The following is a 21,461-nucleotide window of genomic DNA, read 5'->3' as shown; positions in this document are numbered from 1 at the left end:
GGCGCTTCTCAGGGCTTGCGGGCGACGAGTTCGCCCTTGCCGACGGGGATCGTCGTCACCGCGGTCAGGTCCCTGACGAGGAGGTCGTGCAGTGGCGCGATCTCCTTGGGGTGGGACAGCGCGTTGTCGGCGACGAGCACACCGCCCGCACGGAGCACGCGGACGGGATGCGGCCACCACGACGGGTACTCGGTGCGTTCGGCGTCGAGGAAGAGCAGGTCCACCGTGCCGTCGTCGAGTGCGGCCAGGCCCGCGCCGCCGTCCTCGAGACGCATCTCCACGTGGTCGGACAGCCCGGCCTCGGCGACGGTGCGAGCGGCGTCCTCCTGGGCGGCCGGGTCGGTGTCGAAGCTCAGCACGCGACCGCCGGTCGCCCGTGCCGCGTCGGCGAGCCACAGTGTCGAAACGCCGCGGGAAGTGCCTATCTCCACGATGTTCCGCGCCCCGACCGCCTGCGCGAGGAACCACACGAAACGCCCGGCGTCCGGTTCGAGCACCCGCCACCGGTCGAGCCTGTCCTCCTGGGCGGCGTCGTGCCGCGCCGCGGCCTCGGTCACCCGATCGAGCACCGCGAGAACCACCTCGTCCATGACCTGATCATGGCACAGACAGCCGTGTCGGCTCGTGTTCGGTGGGGATCACACCGCGCTGGTTCGCCAGGCCGAGTTCGCCGAGGTGTCCGTGGCGATCAAGGAGTTCCGGGACAGGGCGTGGGTCCGCGTGCCGGGATTCGACGCCAGGAGCCTGCGTGGCTTCATCGCGGACGAGGAAGAGACGGAACCGCAGGAGTATTCACCAACCGGCGGCACGCAGCGGATCGTCGACCGGACGGAGGGTGGCGTCGGAATGCCGCGTCGACGGTTGGGTGCCGGGCGCACGGCACGGCCGCCGTACGTCCAAGGGCAGGCCGTCCACAGTGACGGCCAGCACGGCGACGGCGTGTGAGCTGAGCGGAGGCCGGGTGCCGGTCGCGACTACGCGTCGGCCGGCACCCGGCCCTCGGACGTGTTGGCTGTGTCGTCGAAGAAGCCGCCCGACTGGTGCTGCCACAGGCGGGCATAGGTGCCGTGCCGCGAGAGCAGTTCCTCGTGCGTGCCCTGTTCGACGATCTGGCCTCGGTCGAGCACCACCAGCTGGTCCATGCGGGCGACCGTGCTCAGGCGGTGTGCCACGACCAGCGCGGTGCGGCCGTCCATGATCCGCCAGAGTGCTTGCTGGATAAGGATCTCGCTTTCGGAGTCCAGCGCGCTGGTCGCCTCGTCGAGCAGCAGGATCGGCGCGTCCCGCAGGATTGCCCTGGCCAGGGCCACCCGTTGGCGCTGGCCACCGGACAGCTTGACGCCGCGTTCGCCGACGAGGGTGTCGAAGCCGTCCGGCAGGGTCTCGGCGAACTCGGTGACGTGTGCCGCCCGCGCGGCCGCCATGATCTCCGCGTCGGTGGCGTCGGGGCGGGCGAACGCGATGTTCTCGCGCAGTGTCCGGTGGAACATCGCCGGCTCCTGCGGGACGTACGCGATGAGGCTGCGTAAGTCGGCCTGCCGCAGGCTGGCGATGTCCTGGCCCCCGACGCGGATCGTGCCCGACTGGATGTCCATCATCCGCAGCAGCAGCTGGGTGATCGTGGACTTGCCGCCGCCGGACCGGCCGACGAGACCCACCTTCGTGCCGCTGCGCACCACCAGGTCCAGGCCGGTGAACAGCGGTGCCGCGCCCGCGTGCGCGAAGTGCACGTGCTCGAACCGGACGTCTTTCGAGGAAGGTCGCAACGGTTCCGGGGACGGCGGGTCGAGCACCGTCGGCGGGTCGAGCAGCAGCTCGGTGAACTGCGCGGCCTCGGTGAGCGCGCTCTCCAGGCGGCGGTAGATCTGGTTGAACTCGAACATGACCTTCGTCGCGCTGGTGAAGTACGTGAACGAGACGATGATCGCCTCGACGCCGAGCCGGCCGCCGGACAGACCGACGGCGATCAGCAGGCCGAGTGTGTTGGTGAGGATCGACAGCGGGGCGACCACCAAGTCGATGCGGAGGTTCCCGTAGTCCCACGAGCGGAGCGCGAGCCGGCGCAGGTGGCCGACGCGGTTGCGGTGCTCGGCCGCCTCACGTTCCTCCGCGGCGAAGGCCCTGATGGTCGCCATGTTGCTGAGGCTGTCGGCGACGTGGCCGGAGACCCGCGCCATGGCGGCTTCCCGCGCGTCGACCAGCGCCTGCCTGCGGCGGATGAGCGGTGCGATGACGAACCCGGTGAACGCGATGAGGCCGAGCAGCACGAGGACGAGCACCGGGTCGTAGCGCCACAGCACGACCGACGCGAAGATCAGCGGCATGACGTTCGCGCTCACCGAGAACGCCATCGTGTTGACGAACTCCTCGAACCGGGACGCGAAGCTCAGCACCCGCTTGGTCAGCGAGCCGGCGAAGTTGTCGTGGAAGAAGGCCGCGTCCTTGGCCAGCAGCTCTTTCATGCCGAGCTCGTAGAGGTGCTCGATGCCGTACCCGTCCGTCCTGTTGAGACAGTGCAGGCCGACCCGCCACAACACCTCGGCGAGCAACAACGTGCCGGCGAAGGTGAGCACCCAGGGCAGCACCGTCCCGAACTCGACCGGCATGCCGCCGGCGACCGCGCCCGCGAGGTCGGCGACGACCAGCGGTGCGAGGTAGTGGAGGCTGATGTTCCCCAGCGACGGCAACATGAGCGCCGGCCCGGAAAATCGCTTGCGGTCGGCCAACTCCCGCCAGTAGTAGCGCAGTGCCAACAACACCGCCGCCTTGCGACTGGACACGCGCGGCCGCCCCCTCTCCGCAACGCCGGATACGTCGCCGAGCCCCATGCTGCCGGAAGCACCTCGCGTGGCGCGATCGAATAACGCGCTGGTCGACCCAGAGCGTCTATTGTGGACGATCCCGTGTCACGGTCATGTGCCGCGCCAGCACCCGGTCCACCAGTTCGTCCGCGGCGCCGAGGTAGTTCTCCGGTGCGAGCAGGTCCTCGAGGTCCAACGCGTCTGTCAGCTCTGGGGCCGCGCGCACCAGGTCGGCGAACCTGCCTTCCCCGGCCGCCGCCTGCCTCGCGATCCGGCCCAGCAGTTCCTTGGCCGCCGCCTTGCCGAGCACCGGCGCCAGCACGACACCGAGCCGCTCCGACACGATCGTGCCGCCGCCCATGGCCAGGTTCTCGGCGAGCCGTTCGGGGAACACCCGCAGCCCGGACACCAGCTCGGCCGCGGTGTGCGCCGCGCCGCCCGCCAGCCGAAGCGTTTCCCGCAGCGGCTGCCACTCCGAATGCCAGCCGCCGGGGGAGCGCTCGTCCTCGGCCAGCATGCTCTGGCCCAGCATGGCGGCGTACGCGGGCGCCTGCCGTGCCGCGGACACGATCAACGTGGCGAGGACCGGGTTCTGCTTCTGCGGCATGGCCGACGACCCGCCACCCGACGCCTCGGCCACCTCGCCGACCTCCGTGCGGCTCGCCCCGAGCACGTCGACGGCCAGCTTGCCCAACGCCCCGGTGACCACAACGGACACCCAGCCCAGGTCGGCGATCGGGGTGCGCTGGGTGTGCCACGGCACGGCCGGTGCGCGCAGGCCCAGCTCGGCCGCCACCCCTTCGGTCAGCGCGGCCGCGTGCCCGCTCGCCGGCACCCCCGCGGCCCGCGCGTACTCGACGTACGCCGCCAGCGTGCCCGCCGCACCGCCCAGCTGCACGGGCAGGTCGGTGAGGGTGCGCCGCAGCCGTTCGGTCGCGTCGAGCACCAGCGTCAGCCAGCCGGCCGCCTTGAGGCCGAACGTCGTCGGCACCGCGTGCTGGGTGAGGGTGCGTGCGGCCATGGGGGTGTGCCGGTGCTCGTCGGCGAGCGTGGCCAGCGTGTCCGCGACGCGGGCCAGGCTCGCGTCGGTGTGCCGGAGCGCGCGGGCGGCGAGCACCATGGTGGCCGAGTCGAGGATGTCCTGGCTCGTGCCGCCACGATGCACGTAGTCCGCCGCGCCCTCGTCGGTCGCCGCGGTGAGCGCACGGACCAGTTCCACCACGGGGTTCCCCGCGCCGCGTGCCCGCCGTGCCAGCGCGGCGACGTCGATGTGCGTCGCCTTCGCGGCCTCGGCGATCGCGCCGGCGGCGGTCTCCGGGATCACGCCGAGCCGGGCCTGCGTGCGTGCCAGCGCGACCTCGACCGACAACATGGCCTCGACCCACGCCTCGTCGGCCAGCAGAGTGTCCATTCCGGAGCCCGGCCACACCAGGCTCAGCAGTCCCGCGTTCACCTGGCCACCTTAGGTCGTCCAGCCCTCCGGAAGGCCCGTCACCTCGGCCTTCTCGCCTGTCGCGGTGAGGTTCACCGTGACCGGGCCCAGTTTCAGCCCCGACAGCGTGACCTCGCCCCACCGGTGCGGGAGGTGCGGGTCGGTGACCAGCGTGCGGCCCGGCACGTGCGGCCGCAGACCGAGGAACGCACGGACCAGCAGCAGCGGCGCGGCGCTCGCCCACGCCTGCGGCGAGCACGACGTCGGGAACGGTACCGGCGGGCTGAACTCGTCCCGGGGAAAGCCGCAGTACAGCTCCGGCAGCCGCCCGCCGAACGCGGTGGCCGCGTCGAGCAGGCCGTCGGCGAGCCGGTGCGCGAGTCGCACGGCGCCGGGCACGTGCGCGTACCGCAGCAGGCCCGCCACCGCGATGGCCGTGTCGTGCGGCCACACCGAGCCGTCGTGGTAGCTCATCGGGTTGTAGGCGCCCATGGACGACGCGAGCGTGCGCAGCCCGTATCCGGTGTCCATGTCCGGTGTGGACAGTCGCTCGACCAGTGTCGCGGCGTGCTCGTCGGTGGCGATGCCGGTCCACAGACAGTGGGCGGCGTTGCTGGTGAGCGCGTCGAGCGGACGCTTCTCGGCGTCGAGCCCGACCGCGTACCAGCCGCGCTCGGGCAGCCAGAACGCCTCGGCGAACCGCTGCCGAAACCCGTCGGCACGCTCCAGCAGCCGGGCCGCGGTGGCCGCGTCGCCGAACCCCTCGGCCAACTCGGCACGGGCCAGCCACGCGGCGTACACGTAGCCCTGCACCTCGCACAGCGCGACCGGCGGGGTCGCGAGCCGGCCGACCGCGTCGTTGATCCCGTCGAGGCTGTCCTTCCAGCCCTGGTTGACGATGCCGCGGTCGGTGGCCCGCCGGTACTCGACGAACCCGTCGCCGTCGCGGTCGCCGTAGCCGTCCACCCAGGCCAGCGCGGCGTCGGCGGCCGGCAGCAGCGACCGCACCACGTCCTCGTCCGCGCCCCAGCGCCAGCACTCGGCCAGCAGCATGACGAACAGCGGGGTGGCGTCGACCGTGCCGTAGTAGTGGTTGCCGCCGAGCACGGCCGCGCTGTCCGGGCCGCGGCGCAGCTCGTGCATGACGCGGCCGGGTTCCTCCTCGGTCAGCGGGTCGACCGAACGGCCCTGTTTCTCGGCGAGGGTTCGCAGCGTGCCGAGCGCGAGCCCGGCGTCGAGCGGCAGCGCCATCCACGCGGTGAGCAGGCTGTCGCGGCCGAACAGCGTCATGAACCACGGCGCGCCCGCGGCCACGAACGGCCACCCGCCCTCCTCGAGCCGCAGCGCGCCCAGGTCGCTCACGGTCTGGCGCAGCACGCTCGTCAGCTCCGGGTCGGTCGCGGTGACAGCCGTGCAGGCCTCCCGCCACTCCCGGAGCCCGCGGCCCGTCGTCGGCTCCACCCGATCGGTGGGACGCACCACGACCTCGGTGCTCCAGCGCTGTCGAGCGGGCACCACGACCCGCCAGCTCAACACACCCGGAACCGTCGTCGGCTCGGCGGTCGCGCTGACCGAGACACCTCGCGAGCCGTGCCGCAGCACGAGTTCCCCACCCGCCACGGACACCTGCGCGCCACCGTCCACACCGCGACCCTCCTTGACCGCGAACAGGTCGGCGAAATCGGCCGCCACGTGCAGGTCGAGCCGCACCACCGTGGCCTCACGCCCCAGGTTGTGGACCGTGATGGTCTCCCGCATGCCGTCGGCGACGTGCCGTTCCCGCACCAGCAGCAGCGTGCTGTCCCCCTGTCCGGCGGCGGGCGGTCGCCGCGACACGAACCGCGCGGCGAACGCCTCCGAGTGCGCGGTGGACAGTGCGTGAGGCACGTTCCCGTCGAGCCGCAGCTCCCACCGCGACAGCACCCGCGCGTCGGAGAAGAACAACCCGTGCGCGGTGCCGGGCACGACGTCGCCGGTCGAGTCGGACAGGCAGAACGTGCTCCCGTCGAGCAGCGTCACGGTGCCACCCGCACCCGAGGTCAGCGCGGGCTCACCGGTGGCGTTGAACGGATCGGACGTCATGCCGACAGGCTCTCACGGTTGCGCGGCCGCTCCAGCGCACGGCCTGGCCGGGCCGCGTCGGATGTCGAATACCCGGTCAGCGGGATGGCAGGAGTTTGTACTGTCTTCTACCGCCTGTGTCATATTCGTCTGAATATCGTCCAGGATGACCAAGAATCCCACAGGGAGTGTCGATGGCGTGGCTTGATCGGGATCGAACGCCGGTGCGGTTCACCGTGACGACCTCAGTGGCCAGCGGCCTGATCCTCGCTGCGATCTTGAATGCGTTCCGGGGTGGCATCACCGACAGCATCGGGTTGCTATGGCTGGTCCTGACGTTTGCCGGCAGCGCGACCGCGACGTGGCTCGCGACCTCGACATACTATCGTGTTCGTAAACAATCCAGAGCTTTCCTGGTCACTTCGGCTTTCAGTCAGAAATATCACATAGCCGCGTTCGTGCAGCGCCTGCACAGCGCGTTGGACCGCGACGGGATCGACCTCGTGCTCAAGGTGCCTGACCGGGACTACGACGCCTCCGCCCAGTCCCACCACCTGAACCGGCTTCTGAGCAGGCGCCGCGACTACCTCGGCGGGGTGGTCGTCGTCACCGAGGCGAACCGCAGCCGCGAGGACCTTCTCACGTTCTCTCGACGCTCGCGGCTGCCAGTCGTGTTCACCGACTGCGAGCCGTTCGAGAAGGAGGTGGAATACCCGCCGAACACCGCGTTCGTCGGATATGACACCGGAGAAATCGGTGAGTTGGCCGGCAGATGGTTGGTCGAAAGGCTACGTGGTAGGGAACACCCGCGCGTCCTCATTGTCGCCAGTCGTGAACACGCGGCCCGACAAGAGCGCTGTGAACAAGCGTTGCGTGCCGGGCTGGAAAATGTGGCGGTGACCATCGACGACCGGTGCGAGTTCACCCGATCTCGCTCCTACGCGGCCGTGCGCACTCATGTCCGGCAACTCGACGCCGGGCAATGTTTGGCCGCCATCTTCTGCACCAACGACGAGATGGCCCTGGGGGCCGTGGACGCCCTCAGGTCGGCATCGCTTCCCGCCACGAAGGAGACGCTGGTCGTTGGTGTGGACGGTGTGCTGGAAGCCACGACACTGATCGACACCGCCGACAGTCCTCTGCGGGCGACCGTCGTCCAGGACACCCACCGCCTCGCGGTCAGCATCGTCGACTTCCTGCAGAAGATGCGGCGCGGAAGCGACGTCCCCAAGCGGGTCATCCTTCCGGCTGAAATCCACGAGGCCACCTGAGGTGACGGCGCGTGTGGCCAGGTGCGAGCCACACGCGCGGCACCGTGTCAGCAGCCGATCCAGCGCACCGCCTGGCCGTTGAACTGGGCGGTCGCGCCGGCCGCGACGCCCCTGTCGTCCACCGTGTTCACCATGGCTCCGTCGCCGACGGACGACACGCGGCCGTCGGCGTGCACGAGAGCGCCGCCAACACCGATGGTTCCGTCGCGGTTGACCGACAGGGCGCCGGCCTGCACGTTCTTGTGCAGCGTGAGGCTCCCGGTGCGCGCGTTCCACAGGGTCGGCACGGTCGCGTACGTCGGTGCGTCGTAGACGTTGCCGGCGACCATGCCTGCCTGGATGGCGACCGCGTTGCCGCCGATGCTGCCCGTCGGCAGCGACAGCGGGCGGGGCTTGCCCTTGGCGGGCCACAGGTAGGGGGCGCCGGGCGGGTAGGGCGACAGGTAGCCGACCACGGAGCCGTCCTCGTCGATACCCACGGCTTTGCCGTCACCCTGGTGTCCCGAGGGCATGGGGAGAACCCGAACGGTGCCGGGCCGGTTCGCCGGCCACACGACCGGGGTCCAGCCGTCGCCGCTGCTGTTGCCGACCACGTCGCCCCGCGAGTTGATGCCCAGCGCCTGGGTCGAGTCGCCGGGGCGAAGAGCGGGAAGGAACGTGAACTTCCCGTCACGGTAGGTGAACGCGTCCGTGTGGAAGGTCTGGTGGTCCGTCATACGTTCGCCGACGACGACACCGTGGCGGTTGACGTCGTGGTAGTCCATCTGAGCGTTCGGGATCGACGAGGCGTCGATCGCGGTGTGCTGGCCGTTGTTCCACAACGCGCCGACCCGGCTTGACCCGTTCGGTTCGCGCACGTGGCCGACCAGGTACCGGCCCGTGGGATCACCGCCGGTCACCTCCGACGATGTCCCGGCGGGCACCGGCAACGGGATCGACTGACAGGCCACGCCCGGCGGAGGCGGCTGGTCCGCCTGAGCCGCCGCGGCCGTCAGCGGCGCGAGCAGCGCAACGGCGCCCGCCGCGACGAGCACCTGCCGCCGGGTGCGGACGAGTCGACGGTCCATGAGGGACTCCTTCGCCAGAAACGTGTCGATGCTCTACAAGACACCGTTGCCGGGGTCGACGTTGAGACGGCGGCGGTAAAAGCTAGCGCACGAAACCGGAGACGCCCGGGTCTCGGGGCCGACACCGTCCCGAGACCCGAGCAGGCCCACCCAGCCACCGAGTCTCCCGGCCTCGCTGGTCGCGGCGCGGGATCCCTCCCGTCGCCACGTCGATAGGGTCGAATTCGGTGATGATGAAGAATTGCTACCGAAATTCCCGACCGGGGCCGGGACCGTGGCCTGGTGCGTACCATTTCGGCGTCCTGACCTGTGGGATGCGATGAGGTGATCGGTGACCGATCTGGTTGGCCCATATCAACTCGCCCAGCTGATCGGGCGCGGCGGTATGGGCGAGGTGTGGCTCGCGCTGGACACGCGCAACGACCGCGAGGTCGCGATCAAACTGCTGGCCAGGCAGGCGCTCACCGACCCTGAGCTGCAGGAACGGTTTCGCCGGGAATGCAAGCTCGCCGGGCAGATCCGGCATCCGCACATCCTGCCGGTGTGGGATTTCTCGGTCGAGGGGCGGCCGTACATCGTCATGCCGTTTATCGAGGACGGCACCGACCTCGCGACAATTCTGAATAAAGGCCCAATTGAACCTGAACGTGCGGTGAACATTGTGCGCCAGGTGGCGTCGGCGCTCGACGCGGCACACCGGAAGGGACTCCGCCACCGCGACGTCAAGCCGTCGAACATCATGGTCGAGCCGGACGGCGACGAGGAGCAGGTGCTGCTGTTCGACTGGGGCATCGCGCAACCCATCGACACCAGCGGCGCGTCGCCGGTCACCCGCCTGGACCAACTCGTCGGCACCCCCGCGTACATCGCGCCGGAACGGCTCGGCGACAAGGTCACCCCGGATCATCGGGCCGACGTCTACTCACTGGCCGTGGTGCTGTTCGAGTGCCTGGCCGGGTGCAAGCCCTTCGACGGCGAGGACATGGCGGTGCTGACCGCCCAGGTGCTGCGCGACCCGCCGCCGCTGCCCGACCACCTGCCGGTCGCGCTGCGTGACGTGGTGGCGAAGGGCCTGGCGAAGAACCCCGACGACCGCTGGCAGTCGGCGGCCGAGATGGGGGCCGCGGCGCGGAACGCCCTCGCGTCGCCGTCGACGTCCCCCCTGCCGGCACCGCTGCTCAACCTCAGCCCGTCCCACCGGCCACCGTCTCCAGGGCCGGCGTCCAACGGGCCCCGGATCGCCGCCACCGGGTTGGCCGGGATGTCGCTCGCCCTGCTGCTCCTCGTGCTGAACGTGGTCGACGCGACGACGTTCTGGATCCTCCTGCCACTGCTCGCACTGGGCGGATCGCTGGTCGCGCTGGGCGTGTGGGGTCCGCGCCGCCCGGCACACGTGCGTCCCGACGACCCGACCATCAACCCGGGAGGGTTCCCGCCGATCGGCCCGTAGCGTCGGAACCATCAGAAAACGGTGTCACACAAGAAGGTCGCCATGACACAGGGCATGTATCCACTCGGCCGCCTCACTCCGAGCCTCGTCCGGCAGGAACCGCTCTTCGCGGGCGCCGCCGCGCCGGCCGGCACGCTGTTCGTGCTCGGCGACGACGGCGGGTACGCGGCGGCGGCCATCACCGGGCGGGAGCTGCACGTCGGGCGGAACACCCCCGACGTGCACGTCGCCGTCGGGCGCGACGACGCCTACGTGAGCCGCCAGCACGCCACGCTCCGCTGCGTCGACTACGGCGCCGAAACCCGGTGGTTGCTCCGCAATGGGGGCACGCTGCCGCTCCGGATCCCGGACACCGCGCCCATCCTGCGGACCCAGGAGGTGCTCGTGCCCGCCGGCTACACCCCGCTCTACATCCAGGGTGCTCAGCTGCACGTGGTGGAGCTGCTGGTCAGCGACGGGTGCCGGCAGCGCGGCACGGTCCGCCCCGACACGAACACCGGCAACCTGCGGCTGCCGCTCACCCGGCGCGAGTGGCTGGTGCTCGTCGCGATGTTCCGGGACGTTCTGACCCGGGAGGACCAGGCGCTGCCGCTCACCTGGAACGAGACGGCCAAGGTGCTGAACGGCGTGCCCGGCCAGTGCGGATGGACCGACCGCAAGGCGGAGAACGTCGTCGACGGCGTCCGTCAGCGGCTCACCGCGGCCGGGATCGACCGCCTGACGAGGGAGACCGCGCCGTCCGAGGCGCTCAAGGCGAACCTGCAGCGGGTGCTCGTCGACACCGGCACCCTGCTGCCCGACGACCTGAAGGTTCTGACGACGGGCATCGGTGACTGATGGCGAGATCGAAAGCGGGGTGGACGGGCGCGCGGATCATCGCGCTCGTCGCCGGGGTCGTGCTGATCGTCGTGGCGGCGGTCGTCGTCACCCAGCGCGGGAAGAGCGAAGCGAACGGCTGCGCGACGCCGGTCACCGTGCGCGGCGTGATCGGCTCGGAGAAGGAGGCGTTCTTCGACGACCAGCGAGTGACCGGCCGGCTCGCCTGCCTCGGTTTCACGGTCGAGGTCGACTCCCGTGGCTCGCGGGACATGCTCGACACGCTCAACTCCGACCACGGCTACGCGTTCGCGTTCCCGTCGAGCACGCCCGCCGCCCAGAAGATCATGGACTCCCTCGGTGTCGGTGACCCGATTCCGCTGTTCTCCACACCGATGGTGGTGGCGACCTTCCGGCCCATCGCCGACGTGCTCACCCGGGCGGGTGTCATACAGAAGGCGGCGAACGGCAAGGACGTGGTCGACATCGCCGCACTGCTCGACCTCGCCAGGGCCGGCACGACCTGGGACGAGCTGGAGGGCAACACCGTCTACCCGGCCCACAAGACGGTCCTGCTGTCCACCACCGACCCGCAGGACTCCAACTCCGCGATCATGTACCTGTCGATCGCCGCGCAGGTCGCGAACGGCGGCGCGATCGTCACCACAGAGGAGCGGACGGCCACGGTGCTGCCCGACCTGTGCCGGCTGATCTTCGACCAGGGGCAGAAGCCCGAGACCAGCCAGGTCCTGTTCGACAACTACCTCGTCGAGGGCATGGGCCGCACGCCGATGGCGCTGGTGTACGAGGCACAGTACGTGACCAGCGCGCCGAGACCGCCGCTCACCGACGACAACGTGATGCTGTTCCCGCGCCCGACCGTCTACTCGCGACACACGCTGATCCCGCTCACCCCGGACGGTGCCGCGGTCGGGAAGGCGTTGCGGGACGACCCGGAGCTCGTGCGGCTCGCCGTCGAGCACGGCTATCGCCCGGAGAAACCGTTGCCCGGGCAGAAGGTCGCCGACCGGCCGGTGGACGTGGTCGAGTCGCCGTCCTTCGAGGTGCTGGAAAGCATGCTGGCCGCGCTCGCGCCGGCTGCCGGGAGGTGCGCGCTGTGAGACGTCTACTCGTCGCCGCCCTCGGTGTGGCGCTGCTGAGCGGTTGCACCGAAGCCGAACCCGAGACCACGCCCGCGGTCCAGGGGCCACCGGTGACCCTGCGGGTGCTCGCCGGGTCGGAGCTCGCGGACATGAAGCCGATCCTCGACGAGGCCGCCAAGGCCACCGGCGTGACCGTGACCATGACGTTCACCGGCACACTGGAGGGCGCCGACACCGTGGCGAGCGGCAAGGCCGATGGCCAGTTCGACGCGGTGTGGTTCTCCTCGACCCGGTACATGCAGACGGTGCCGGAGGCCAAGCGGCGGCTCGGCACCGCCACCCGGATCATGGGGTCGCCCGTGGTGCTCGGCGTGCGCACGCCGGTCGCCCGGGAGCTGGGGTGGGACCGCACGGCCCCTGCCTGGTCGGACATCGCGGCGGCGGCCGAGGACGGCCGGCTCACCTACGCCATGACCGACCCGGCCGCCTCCAACACCGGGTTCTCCGCGCTGGTCGCGGTCGCCGCCGCGCTCGACGGGAGCGGCCGGGCGCTCGACGCGGCCGCCATCGACCGGATCTCGCCCCAGCTGATCGACTTCTTCTCCGGTCAACAGGTGACCGCCGGTTCCACCGACTGGCTCACGGAGGCGTTCGTCCGCCGCGACACCGGCGCCGAACCGGGCGAGAAGCTCGGCGGGCTGGTGAGCTACGAGGCGTCGCTGCGCTCGCTGAACCGCTCCGGCCGGCTGTCCGAACCACTGACCGTGGTGTATCCGAAGGACGGCGTGGTCAGCGCCGACTACCCACTCACCCTGCTCGCGGGCGCCTCCGAGGACGTGCGTGCCGGGTACCGCAGGCTGGTCGACCACCTGCGCACCCCGGCAACCCAGCGGTCCATTGTGGACAAGACGCAGCGGCGGTCGGCGGTGGCCGGCGTCCCGCTGCCGGACCGCGCGCCGAGGGGACTGGTCGAGCTGCCGTTCCCGGATACCCGAGCCGCCATCGACGCGCTGCTGACCGCCTACTTCGACCGCCTGCGCAAACCCGCGCGCACGGTCTATGTGCTCGACGTGTCCGGCTCGATGGAAGGCGAGCGGCTCACCGCGCTGAAGGCCGCGCTGTCGGGGTTGACCGGTGTCGACACCTCGCTTTCCGGGCAGTACTGCCGGTTCCGCAGCCGCGAGGAGGTGATCCTGCTGCCGTTCAGCACGGAACCCGGCGCGCCGCGAACGTTCACCGTGTCCGCGGAGTCCCCGCAGGCGTCCCGCGACCAGATCCGCGCCGCGATCGACGGGTTGGCCACGGCAGGTGACACCGCCGTGTACGACAGCCTGGTCGCGGCGTACGGGTTGTTCGGTGGCGCGGAGGACCGGTTCCTGAGCATCGTGTTGATGACCGACGGGGAGAGCAACACCGGGCGGGCGCTGAACGACTTCACGACGTTCGTGCCGACCGCGCCGCGACAGGTACGGGTGTTCCCGATCCTGTTCGGCGAGGCGGCCGAACAGGAGATGCGGATGGTGGCGTCCACGACCGGCGGCGAACTGTTCGACGCGCGGCAGGGCGACCTGGGCCGGGCGTTCTGCCAGATCCGCGGCTACCAGTAGGCCTCGGTCAGAGCTGGGTCAGAGCTGCCGGTAGTAGACCGTGACCGGGAGCGCGGTGCAGCCGAGCCTCTCGTAGAGGGCTCGGGCCGGTGCGTGGAAGGCGTCGCCGCCCGTGCCTATTTCGACCACCTCGGCGCCCTCGGCTCGCAGTTGTGCGAAGGCGTGCTCACACAGTGCGGTTCCGGCGTGGTGGCGCCGGTGAGCGGCGTCGACGGCGAGCATCGTGATGGTCCCGTTCCGTCGGGCCGGATCGACACTCCAGGCCACGTAGCCGGCGACGGCGTCACCGGTCTCGGCGACCGCGACGTGCTTGTGCTGGGCGGGATCGTGCAGCCCGGCGACCAGAACGTGGTAGTCGGCGCGCCAGTCACCGTGCTGGTTGGCGAACACGACCTCACCTACCAGGGGACGGAAGGACTCCTCGTAGAACGGCCGGAACGCGTCGATGGTCAACTCGATGAGCCGGGCCAGGTCATCCGGCACGAACGGTCGAATACGCACGTGTCTCACCCTCCTGCGCGTTCGACGGCGAAGCCCAGGTACATCACCCGAGGGTCGCGGGGGTTGAACGCGATCGACTTGATGCCGTCATAGTCGTTGTGCCACAACGACAACCGGTCGCGGTGGGCGTCGTAGCGGAACAGGTCGGTGCCGTAGTTCGCGAACGAGGTGCCGAAGACGAAGTACAGGACGTTCGGGTCCGGGCCCGGTGCGAGAAGTGTGCCGTTGACGAGCGTGACCTGGCCAGGCTTGTGGTCCACGGCGACGCGGAACGTCCGGCCGCCGTCGGTGGAGCGGTAGATGTGCCTGCCCTCGGACGGCACGCCCGCCGCGTTCTCGGCGAGGTCGATGCCCTGCACCCACACGACCAGCGGGTTGGTGGGCGACATGGCCACCGAGAACGCGTTGACCCGCGCGCCGAGCGATGCCTGCCGCCACTGCCGGCCGCCGGTCCAGGTCGTGTAGACGCCCTCGCTCATCGTGCCGATCGTGATGTGCCACGGGTTCAGCGGGTCGATCGCGGCGCTGTACACGAACAGGTCGGGGCGGACCGGGGCGGCCGTGGTGCGGAACGACCGGCCGGCGTCGTGGGAGTCGCGGACCGTGCCGTCGGTGAGCACCACCCGGACGTGGCGGGGGAGGTAGGGGTCGACCGCGAGCGCCGCGACCCCCGCGCCGGTGTCGTCGACCGGCGGCAGGGCCGTGACGGCCGTACCGTCGACCCGGTACAGCGCGGGCCCGTTCTGATCCCATACGTACGCCTCGGCACCGGGGCCCGCGGTGAGGCGGGGCACGTCGAGTCCGGTCACCCGGCCGAGCACCCGCCAGGAGCAGCCCGCGTCCGCCGAGGTCTGCACCGTGCCACGGCTGTCGACGGCAAGCAGCGTGTTCGCCTTCGCCTGTGGCACCACGCCGAACACGTACTGGAGCGGCCGCGGGTCGTTCGTCGTCGGCGTGATCGTGCGCCCGGCGTCCCTGGTGAAGCTGATGGCGCCGTCGCCGTCGACGACACCGCAGCGCGGCGGCTGCCAGTGTGCACGCGTCTCGGCGTCGGCCGGTGCGGCCAGTCCCAGCACGAGCGCGATGGCGATCGCGATGTGTCTCATAGAGAAGTTGATACCGACGAACCGGACACGCGGCCATGGGAAAAGCATGGCGGGATATCGCCATGACATGTATCAGCCAGCGGTCAGGGGCCGTTCTCGGCGCGCAGGCCGGCCACGTAGAACGCCAGGAACCGGCGCCACTCGTCCGGCGCCGAGTCGACCGACTCGCGGATCACCTGGGACATGGCCCACGTGAGTGTGGTCATGTCCGTCATCGTGAAGTCGGCGCGCAGTTGCCCGCTCAGCTTGGCCCGGTCGATGAGTTCCGCCACGTGCCCGGCGCCGCGGTGGCAGGACTCGATGACCGCTGAGGCCTGTGGCACCTGCCGCGCGAGTATGTCGTTGAGACCGCGGTCCTTCGCGTGCTGGGCGAACAGGCCCTCGAGATAGCCGACGAACCCGTGCCACGGATCTGGGTCGGCCCGTGCCTTCTCCCCGAGCGCGTCCAGTGCCGCCAGCCGTTCCGGGAAGATCGCGCCGAAGAACGCCTCCTTCGTGGGGAAGTGGGCGTACAGCGTGCCGATGCTGACCTCCGCCCGGCGCGCGATGTGCTCCATCGGCACGTCGAGGCCGCGTTCCCCGAACAGCTGCGTGGCCGCGGCCAGCAGCTTCTCGCGGTTGCGTGCCGCGTCGGCACGCAACGGCCGGGAACTCGCCATGACCGCAATCCTAACCAAGTCGAGGGCACTCTCGACTTGTGGTAGCGTCCGTAAATCGAGGGCACCCTCGATTTAATCTACGGAAAGGCACTGCTTCATGACCACCGCTCGCACGGCCGCCGTCATCGGGGTCGGTCCAGGCCTCGGCATGTCGATCGCACACCGCCTCGGGCGCGAGGGCTACTCCGTGGCCCTCGTGTCCCGCTCGGACCGTCGGCACGCGGACTACGTGTCCGCGCTGGCAGACGCCGGGGTGAAGGCCGAGGCGTTCGTCGCGGACGTCGGGAACCGCGACCAACTACTGTCCACACTGGACGCGATCGGGCCTGTGGACCTGCTGTACTACGGGCCGGGCGCCGCCGACCTGGACGCGCCGAGGTCGTCGATCACCGAGGCCACCGCCGACGAGGTGCGGCAGGCGATGACCGGCGTCTACCCGGCGATGGACATCGTCAACCAGGTGCTGCCCGGCATGCTCGAGCGCGGCGAGGGCGGGCTGCTGTTCGCCGGCGGCCTGAGCGCCGTACAGCCGATCCCCTTCCTCGGCGCGTTCGCGGTCAGCTCGGCCGCCCTGCGCAACTACGTCCTCACCCTCAACGCCGGCCTCACCGGTACGGGTGTCTACGCGGGCACCCTCACGATCGGCGGTCTCATCGAACGCGGCGACATCCACCAGCTCGTGCTGTCCCAGCCGGAGAAGTTCGGCGGCGTGCCCTCGCGGACGCTCGACCCCGACGAGATCGCCGAGACCGCGTGGCGGCTCTACACCGAGCGGGACCGGGCCGAGGCGGTCGTCAGCGTGTTCTGACCATCACTCCCAGACGACCACGTTCCGGCGCGTCGGGACGGTCGTCGGGTCGCTGGAGAACAGTTCGGGGGAGCGGGCACGGATGCGTTCGATGTCCGCGAAGACGGCACGCAGGTGGGTTCGCATGGCGGCGCGTGCCGAGGTGAGGTCACCGCTTGTCACCGCGTCGAAGATCTCCACGTGCTGGGCCGCGAAGACGTCCGGGGACTGCGCGTCGTAGAGGCCGAGCCGTCGCGCACGGTCGAGATGGCCCTTCGCCGACGCGACGGTCGTCCACGCGTTCGCGTGGCCGGCCAGTTTCAACAGTCCCTGGTGGAAGTCCTCGTCGAGGCTGAAGAAGTCCTCGATGCTGATGCCTGCCCGCCGCTGTTCGTCCAGGTTCGCCCGCAGGTCCTCGACCAGGTCGGGGTCGAGGACCGCGGGTAGGTCGTCGAGGGAGGCCAGCTCGACCGCCTCCCGCACGAACTGCGCGTCGGCCACCCTCACGGGGTCCACGCGCGACACGAACGACCCGATCTGCGGGAACACCTGCACCAGGCCCTCGTCCGCCAGCAGGATCAGGCTTTCCCGGACGGGTGTCCTCCGCCCGCGGCGGCACCCTCGTGCAGGTGGGAAACCTGCCCGGCGCCGCCGCCCCGGCCGTCCTCGGCACGCTGGTGACCCGCGAGATCACGTGGGTCGGCGCCTACCGCTTCGTCGAGGAGATCACCGACGCCGTGTCGGCCCTGCACGACGGCCTGGACGTCGAACCACTGATCACCCACGAGTTCGGCATCGCCGCCGCGGCGGAGGCGTTCACCGCGGCGGCGGCACCGGACAGCAGCAAGGTGCTGCTGAGGTTCACGGGGTAGCCAGTGCCTCCGTGGGGGAGAGGCGGCTCGCGCGGATGGCCGGGTACAGGCCGGCCACCATGCCGATCACCATCGTCGCGGCGAGGCCGCCTGTGGTTGCCCACGGCGGTACCACCGATGGCCAGCCCTGGTAGGTCGCGTACAGGGCCGTGACGGCCACCCCCAGCACCACGCCGCCCGCACCGCCAAGTGCGGACAGCAGCAGTGACTCCGCGAGGAACTGCGTGCGGATCTGGCCTCGGGTCGCGCCAAGTGAGCGGCGCAGCCCGATCTCCGGGCGGCGCTCCAGGACCGAGATCACCATCGTGTTCGCCACGCCGACACCGCCGACCAGCAGTGCCACCGCACCCAGGCCCAGCAGCAGCCCGTTCAGGGTGGTCTCCGTCGCCTGCTTGGCGGCCAGCGCGTCCGACGGGCGGGACACGTCCACCTCGTTCGGCGCCGCCGGGTTCGCCGTTCGCGCCAGCACCGCCTGCACAGCCTCGACCGACTGCTCGTCCGCTCGCGTGTAGACGGTCGTGGCGTAGCCGTCGAAGTCCAGTGTGGACTCGGCGACCGGCCAGCCGATCAGCGCGGCGCTGTCCAGTTCCGGTGCCAGCGGGACCGGGTGCAGCACGCCGACCACGCTGAACCACCGCCCGCCCAGGTACACGGGTTCGCCGGTGGCGGCGCCCAGCCGGGCGGCCGCTCCCGCGCCGAGGACGACCGCCGGGTACCGGGCCGTCGCCGTGTTGAGGAACGTGCCGCTCTCGACGGTCGCGCCGACCGTGCCCAGCAGGTCGGTCCTGCTGGCCAGCACGGCGATCCCACCCGACTGCGACGCCGGGATCCTGTCGCTGCGGTACACCTTGGCCCCCGCCACCCGCCCGGTCGCGGTCACCGACTCCACCGGGCCGATCCGGTCGATCATCCCGATCGCCTCGTCGGGCAGGTGGCTGTTCTCGCCGAACAGGCTCTGCCCGGGGCCCACGGTGAGCAGGTTCGTGCCCAGCGCGGCCAGCTGCCGGTCGAGGTCCTCCCGGCTGGACGTGGAGATGCCCACCACCGCGATCATCGCGGCGATCCCGATCGCGATGCCCACCGCGGACAGCACGACCCGCAGCGGCCTGGCCCGCAGCCCCGCACCACCGACCCGCAACACGTCCCGCACCCGCAGCCGCGACGGCCTGAGTTCACCCAGCACGGGTCACCTCGACGATCTCCCCGTCCCGCATGCGCACCTGTCGCGGCAGGCTCGCGGCCAGCTCCCGGTCGTGTGTGATGATCACGACGGTCGTGCCGGCGGAACGTAGCTCCCGCAACAGGTTCAGCACCTCGGCGCCGGACTGCGAGTCCAGGTTGCCGGTCGGCTCGTCGGCGAGCAGCAGCGCCGGCTCGCCGACCACGGCCCGCGCGATCGCCACCCGCTGCCGCTCACCACCGGACAGCTCGTGCGGCCGGTGCGCGTACCGGTGCGCCAGGCCGACCCGGTCCAGCGCCGCGGCTGCCCGCCGACGCCGTTCGCCCACGCTGACTCCCATGTACAGCAACCCTTCCGCCACATTGTCCACAGCGGACACGCCGGCGGCGAGGTGGAACTGCTGGAACACGAACCCGATCACCCGGCCACGCAGCGCCGACACCTGCCGGTCGGACAGCGTGTGCACGTCGTGGCCGTCGACCCGCACGGTGCCGGCGGTCGGCCGGTCCAGTGTGCCGATCATGTTCAGCATGGTCGACTTCCCCGACCCGGACGGCCCGACGATGCCGACCAGCTCACCCCGCTCGATCGCCAGGGTCACCCCGCGCAGCGCGGTGACCCCGCCGGCATAGGTCTTGCCCACCTCGGCCAGCTCGACGACCGGCGTCACGTCGGCACCCCCACGACCGTGCCTTCCCCGACACCGGTGACCTCGACGAGACCGTCGGCGAACAGGCCCGTCTCCACGGCCACGTAGCTGGTCCGGCCACCGTCGACGACCTGCACGCCGTAGCCGCCCTCGGCGAGGGCGACCAGCGCGCCGACCGGGACGGCGACCACGTTCTCCCGCCGCTCGGACACCAGCGTCACGTCCACGGGCGCGGAGTCGAGGGCGCCGAGCGCGGTCTGGTCCGCGACGCTCACGACGACCTCGATCGTGGCGGGCTCCTGTGGCCCGTTGTTGGCCGCCGGCGGCGCGGAGGCGACGGTCCCGACGCTGGTCACCGTGCCGGCGACGGTTTTCCCGTCCGGCAAGGTGATCGTCGCCTCGATGCCCACCCGCACGAGGTGCTGCTTCGCCACGTCGAGGTCGACGGTGACGGCACGGGTGACGCCCGTGTGGGTCAGCAGCGGCGCTCCGGCCGGGTCACCTGGCACGGCGAGGATGCTCGCGACCCGCACGTCACCCGCGAACACCACCACGTCGGCCGGTTCGACGACGCCGGTGTCCGCCCGCGAAAGGTCGGACTGCCAGGCCGCCACCGCGTCCGCGGTGGCCTCGGTGTACTCGTCGTCGACGGTGAACCCGCCGTAGCCGAGTGCGGTGAGGTTCTCCTCGAGCTGCCGGACGTCCTCCCCGGTGACGCCTGGCGCGAGTGCCCGGTACGGCGGAATGGTGCCGTGCAGTACCGCCACCGGTTGGAGGTCGACGGAGTAGATGGGTTGGCCGCGGCCGACCACCGTGCCCGGCGCGGGCAGCCAGGTCAGCGTGCCCTTGCCGTGCCCGGTCAACGTGGTGGCGGTGCCGTAGCCGAGCGTGCCGGACACCTTCTCGGTCGCGGTCAGCGTCGTCCGCGTGGCCTTCGCGGTGGCCGGTGGCAGCGTGCTGGACCGCGGTGCGGGTTCCGCTGTCCCGCCGAAGCCGAACGCGGCCGCCGCGCCGGCACCACCCACCACGGCCACCGCGCCGGTGCCGAGCACGAAGGCGCGTCTGTTCAGCGTCACTGGCCACCCCGTTGCGGCAGCTTGTCCTGACACGCCTCCAGCGCGGCACGGACCGCCGGGTCGTTGGGGTCGATGTCGGCGAACCCGCCGAACCCGCCGCCCGGTTCCGGGTCGGGCACGTCGACGCCGTTGTCCCGCATGCACTGGGCGAACTCCCGCAGCTGTTCCTGCAGTTCGGGATCGTCCAGGTCGAGGTCGCCACCGCCGGGGAGCTTGTCACGGCACGCCTGGATGGCCTCCCGGAACGCGGGGGAGGTGCGGTCGACGTCGGCGTCGGCCATGCCGAAGTCGAAGCCGCCGTTGCCGTCCGGTTCGGGGTCGGGCAGGTCGATCCCGTTGTCCCGCATGCAGTCGACGAACTCCTGCGCCTGCTCCTCGTCGCTGGCCTGCTTGGTGTTCGACGTGGTGGCGGCGCCACCCGCGGACGGGATCTCCTCGCTCTGGCCCGACGAACAGCCGGCGAGCGCGAGCGCCACGAGCGCCGCGAACGCCGTGATTCGTAGTCGGTTCATGGCGCTCAGTCCACGGACGGGCCCATAACCACGGCGTAACCGTTTACGTCGACGTTATGACCACCCGGTCGATGATGGGCACGTGCGGATACTGGTGGTGGAGGACGAGCGGATCCTGGCGGACGCCATCGCGGAGTGGCTGCGCCGCGAGGCGTTCGCCGTCGACGTGGTCGGTGACGGGGACGCCGCGCTGGAACGGTTGGGCGTCAACGACTACGACGTCCTGGTGCTCGACAGGGACATCCCGGTGGTGCACGGCGACGAGGTCTGCCGGGCCGTCGTCGAGTCCGGCGCGGACACCAGGGTCCTCATGCTGACCGCGGCGGCCGCCGTGCGGGACCGGGTGGCCGGGCTCGCGCTCGGCGCCGACGACTACCTGCCCAAGCCGTTCGCGTTCGTCGAGCTGTCCGCGCGGGTGCACGCGTTGCTGCGCCGCGCCCGGCCCGCGACGCCGCCGGTGCTGAACCGCGCCGGCATCCGGCTGGACCCCGCCCGCCGCGAGGTGAGCCGC

Annotated in this window: 22 protein-coding genes; 9 read left to right on the top strand and 13 right to left on the bottom strand. The window is 71.0% G+C overall.

Annotation, left to right across the window (positions count from 1 at the left end):
- Positions 1-8: 8 nt before the first annotated feature.
- Positions 9-590, bottom strand: coding sequence for an O-methyltransferase (locus VF106_RS06975; RefSeq protein ID WP_330838748.1), 582 nt, complete (start codon positions 588-590; stop codon positions 9-11).
- Positions 591-624: 34 nt separating this feature from the next.
- Here VF106_RS06975 and VF106_RS06970 point away from each other — a divergent pair, with 34 nt between their 5' ends.
- A complete protein-coding gene (locus VF106_RS06970) occupies positions 625-945 on the top strand; it encodes a hypothetical protein (RefSeq protein WP_330838747.1) in 321 nt (106 codons plus the stop codon).
- A gap of 29 nt (positions 946-974) precedes the next feature.
- Here VF106_RS06970 and VF106_RS06965 read toward each other — a convergent pair whose 3' ends face one another.
- From VF106_RS06965 to VF106_RS06955, 3 genes are all read right to left on the bottom strand, one after another.
- Complete coding sequence (locus tag VF106_RS06965) at positions 975-2,780, bottom strand: ABC transporter ATP-binding protein (protein ID WP_330838746.1); 1,806 nt, start codon at positions 2,778-2,780, stop codon at positions 975-977.
- Between the two features lie 106 nt (positions 2,781-2,886).
- Entirely contained in the window at positions 2,887-4,212 is a 1,326-nt protein-coding gene (gene pcaB, locus VF106_RS06960; RefSeq protein WP_414638888.1) for a 3-carboxy-cis,cis-muconate cycloisomerase, read from the bottom strand.
- A 51-nt stretch (positions 4,213-4,263) separates the two neighbouring features.
- Complete coding sequence (locus tag VF106_RS06955) at positions 4,264-6,315, bottom strand: amylo-alpha-1,6-glucosidase (protein ID WP_330838744.1); 2,052 nt, start codon at positions 6,313-6,315, stop codon at positions 4,264-4,266.
- Between the two features lie 173 nt (positions 6,316-6,488).
- Here VF106_RS06955 and VF106_RS06950 point away from each other — a divergent pair, with 173 nt between their 5' ends.
- Positions 6,489-7,565 (top strand): sugar ABC transporter substrate-binding protein, encoded by a 1,077-nt coding sequence (locus tag VF106_RS06950; protein ID WP_330838743.1) that lies wholly within the window; start codon positions 6,489-6,491, stop codon positions 7,563-7,565.
- 47 nt (positions 7,566-7,612) lie between these two features.
- Here the strand turns inward: VF106_RS06950 and VF106_RS06945 are convergent, their stop codons facing one another.
- On the bottom strand, positions 7,613-8,632 hold the full coding sequence (locus VF106_RS06945) for a hypothetical protein (RefSeq protein ID WP_330838742.1): 1,020 nt from the start codon (positions 8,630-8,632) through the stop codon (positions 7,613-7,615).
- A gap of 331 nt (positions 8,633-8,963) precedes the next feature.
- Here VF106_RS06945 and VF106_RS06940 point away from each other — a divergent pair, with 331 nt between their 5' ends.
- Genes VF106_RS06940 through VF106_RS06925 form a run of 4 tightly spaced genes read left to right on the top strand, consistent with a single transcriptional unit; the run spans position 8,964 to position 13,608 of the window.
- Positions 8,964-10,082: a serine/threonine-protein kinase gene (locus tag VF106_RS06940; RefSeq protein ID WP_330838741.1), complete on the top strand. Its 1,119-nt coding sequence runs from the start codon at positions 8,964-8,966 to the stop codon at positions 10,080-10,082.
- A 42-nt stretch (positions 10,083-10,124) separates the two neighbouring features.
- Positions 10,125-10,919: an FHA domain-containing protein gene (locus VF106_RS06935; RefSeq protein ID WP_330838740.1), complete on the top strand. Its 795-nt coding sequence runs from the start codon at positions 10,125-10,127 to the stop codon at positions 10,917-10,919.
- Positions 10,919-12,019, top strand: a complete 1,101-nt coding sequence (locus tag VF106_RS06930) for a hypothetical protein (protein ID WP_330838739.1) — start codon at positions 10,919-10,921, stop codon at positions 12,017-12,019. The genes VF106_RS06935 and VF106_RS06930 overlap by 1 nt, the downstream gene beginning before the upstream one ends.
- Positions 12,016-13,608 carry a substrate-binding domain-containing protein gene (locus VF106_RS06925; protein WP_330838738.1) on the top strand — a complete coding sequence of 531 codons (1,593 nt, stop codon included), beginning with the start codon at positions 12,016-12,018 and terminating at the stop codon, positions 13,606-13,608. The genes VF106_RS06930 and VF106_RS06925 overlap by 4 nt, the downstream gene beginning before the upstream one ends.
- An 18-nt stretch (positions 13,609-13,626) precedes the next feature.
- On the opposite strand, the gene VF106_RS06920 is transcribed toward VF106_RS06925, so the two are convergent.
- The 3 genes from VF106_RS06920 to VF106_RS06910 all read right to left on the bottom strand — a co-directional run bounded on the left by VF106_RS06920 (position 13,627) and on the right by VF106_RS06910 (position 15,874).
- Complete coding sequence (locus tag VF106_RS06920; protein ID WP_330838737.1) at positions 13,627-14,109, bottom strand: GNAT family N-acetyltransferase; 483 nt, start codon at positions 14,107-14,109, stop codon at positions 13,627-13,629.
- 5 nt (positions 14,110-14,114) lie between these two features.
- On the bottom strand, positions 14,115-15,215 hold the full coding sequence (locus VF106_RS06915; protein WP_330838736.1) for a WD40/YVTN/BNR-like repeat-containing protein: 1,101 nt from the start codon (positions 15,213-15,215) through the stop codon (positions 14,115-14,117).
- Between the two features lie 83 nt (positions 15,216-15,298).
- Positions 15,299-15,874, bottom strand: coding sequence for a TetR/AcrR family transcriptional regulator (locus tag VF106_RS06910; RefSeq protein WP_330838735.1), 576 nt, complete (start codon positions 15,872-15,874; stop codon positions 15,299-15,301).
- Positions 15,875-15,971: 97 nt separating this feature from the next.
- Here VF106_RS06910 and VF106_RS06905 point away from each other — a divergent pair, with 97 nt between their 5' ends.
- Positions 15,972-16,682, top strand: coding sequence for an SDR family NAD(P)-dependent oxidoreductase (locus VF106_RS06905; protein ID WP_330838734.1), 711 nt, complete (start codon positions 15,972-15,974; stop codon positions 16,680-16,682).
- A 3-nt stretch (positions 16,683-16,685) separates the two neighbouring features.
- Here the strand turns inward: VF106_RS06905 and VF106_RS06900 are convergent, their stop codons facing one another.
- A complete protein-coding gene (locus tag VF106_RS06900; RefSeq protein WP_330838733.1) occupies positions 16,686-17,216 on the bottom strand; it encodes a GntR family transcriptional regulator in 531 nt (176 codons plus the stop codon).
- A 74-nt stretch (positions 17,217-17,290) separates the two neighbouring features.
- On the opposite strand from VF106_RS06900, the gene VF106_RS06895 reads away from it, so the two are divergent.
- A complete protein-coding gene (locus tag VF106_RS06895; protein WP_330838732.1) occupies positions 17,291-17,533 on the top strand; it encodes an MDR/zinc-dependent alcohol dehydrogenase-like family protein in 243 nt (80 codons plus the stop codon).
- Here the strand turns inward: VF106_RS06895 and VF106_RS06890 are convergent.
- From VF106_RS06890 to VF106_RS06875, 4 genes are read right to left on the bottom strand one after another with little or no spacing between them, the layout of a single operon-like run.
- Positions 17,523-18,713, bottom strand: coding sequence for an ABC transporter permease (locus tag VF106_RS06890; protein WP_414638887.1), 1,191 nt, complete (start codon positions 18,711-18,713; stop codon positions 17,523-17,525). The two genes, VF106_RS06895 and VF106_RS06890, sit on opposite strands and share 11 nt — an antisense overlap.
- On the bottom strand, positions 18,706-19,383 hold the full coding sequence (locus VF106_RS06885) for an ABC transporter ATP-binding protein (RefSeq protein WP_330838730.1): 678 nt from the start codon (positions 19,381-19,383) through the stop codon (positions 18,706-18,708). Before VF106_RS06885 ends, VF106_RS06890 begins: the two co-directional genes overlap by 8 nt.
- A complete protein-coding gene (locus VF106_RS06880; protein WP_330838729.1) occupies positions 19,380-20,438 on the bottom strand; it encodes a peptidoglycan-binding protein in 1,059 nt (352 codons plus the stop codon). The genes VF106_RS06885 and VF106_RS06880 overlap by 4 nt, the downstream gene beginning before the upstream one ends.
- Positions 20,435-20,950 (bottom strand): hypothetical protein, encoded by a 516-nt coding sequence (locus tag VF106_RS06875; RefSeq protein ID WP_330838728.1) that lies wholly within the window; start codon positions 20,948-20,950, stop codon positions 20,435-20,437. Before VF106_RS06875 ends, VF106_RS06880 begins: the two co-directional genes overlap by 4 nt.
- Before the next feature lie 82 nt (positions 20,951-21,032).
- Here VF106_RS06875 and VF106_RS06870 point away from each other — a divergent pair.
- Positions 21,033-21,461 (top strand): response regulator transcription factor (locus VF106_RS06870; protein WP_330838727.1); only part of this gene is annotated, 429 nt, incomplete at its 3' end.

It is taken from the genome of Actinophytocola sp. (genome assembly GCF_036378875.1).
GTDB lineage: Bacteria > Actinomycetota > Actinomycetes > Mycobacteriales > Pseudonocardiaceae > Actinophytocola.
Note: the sequence above shows the minus strand (reverse complement) of the source record. Positions and strands in the feature narration are given on the sequence as shown.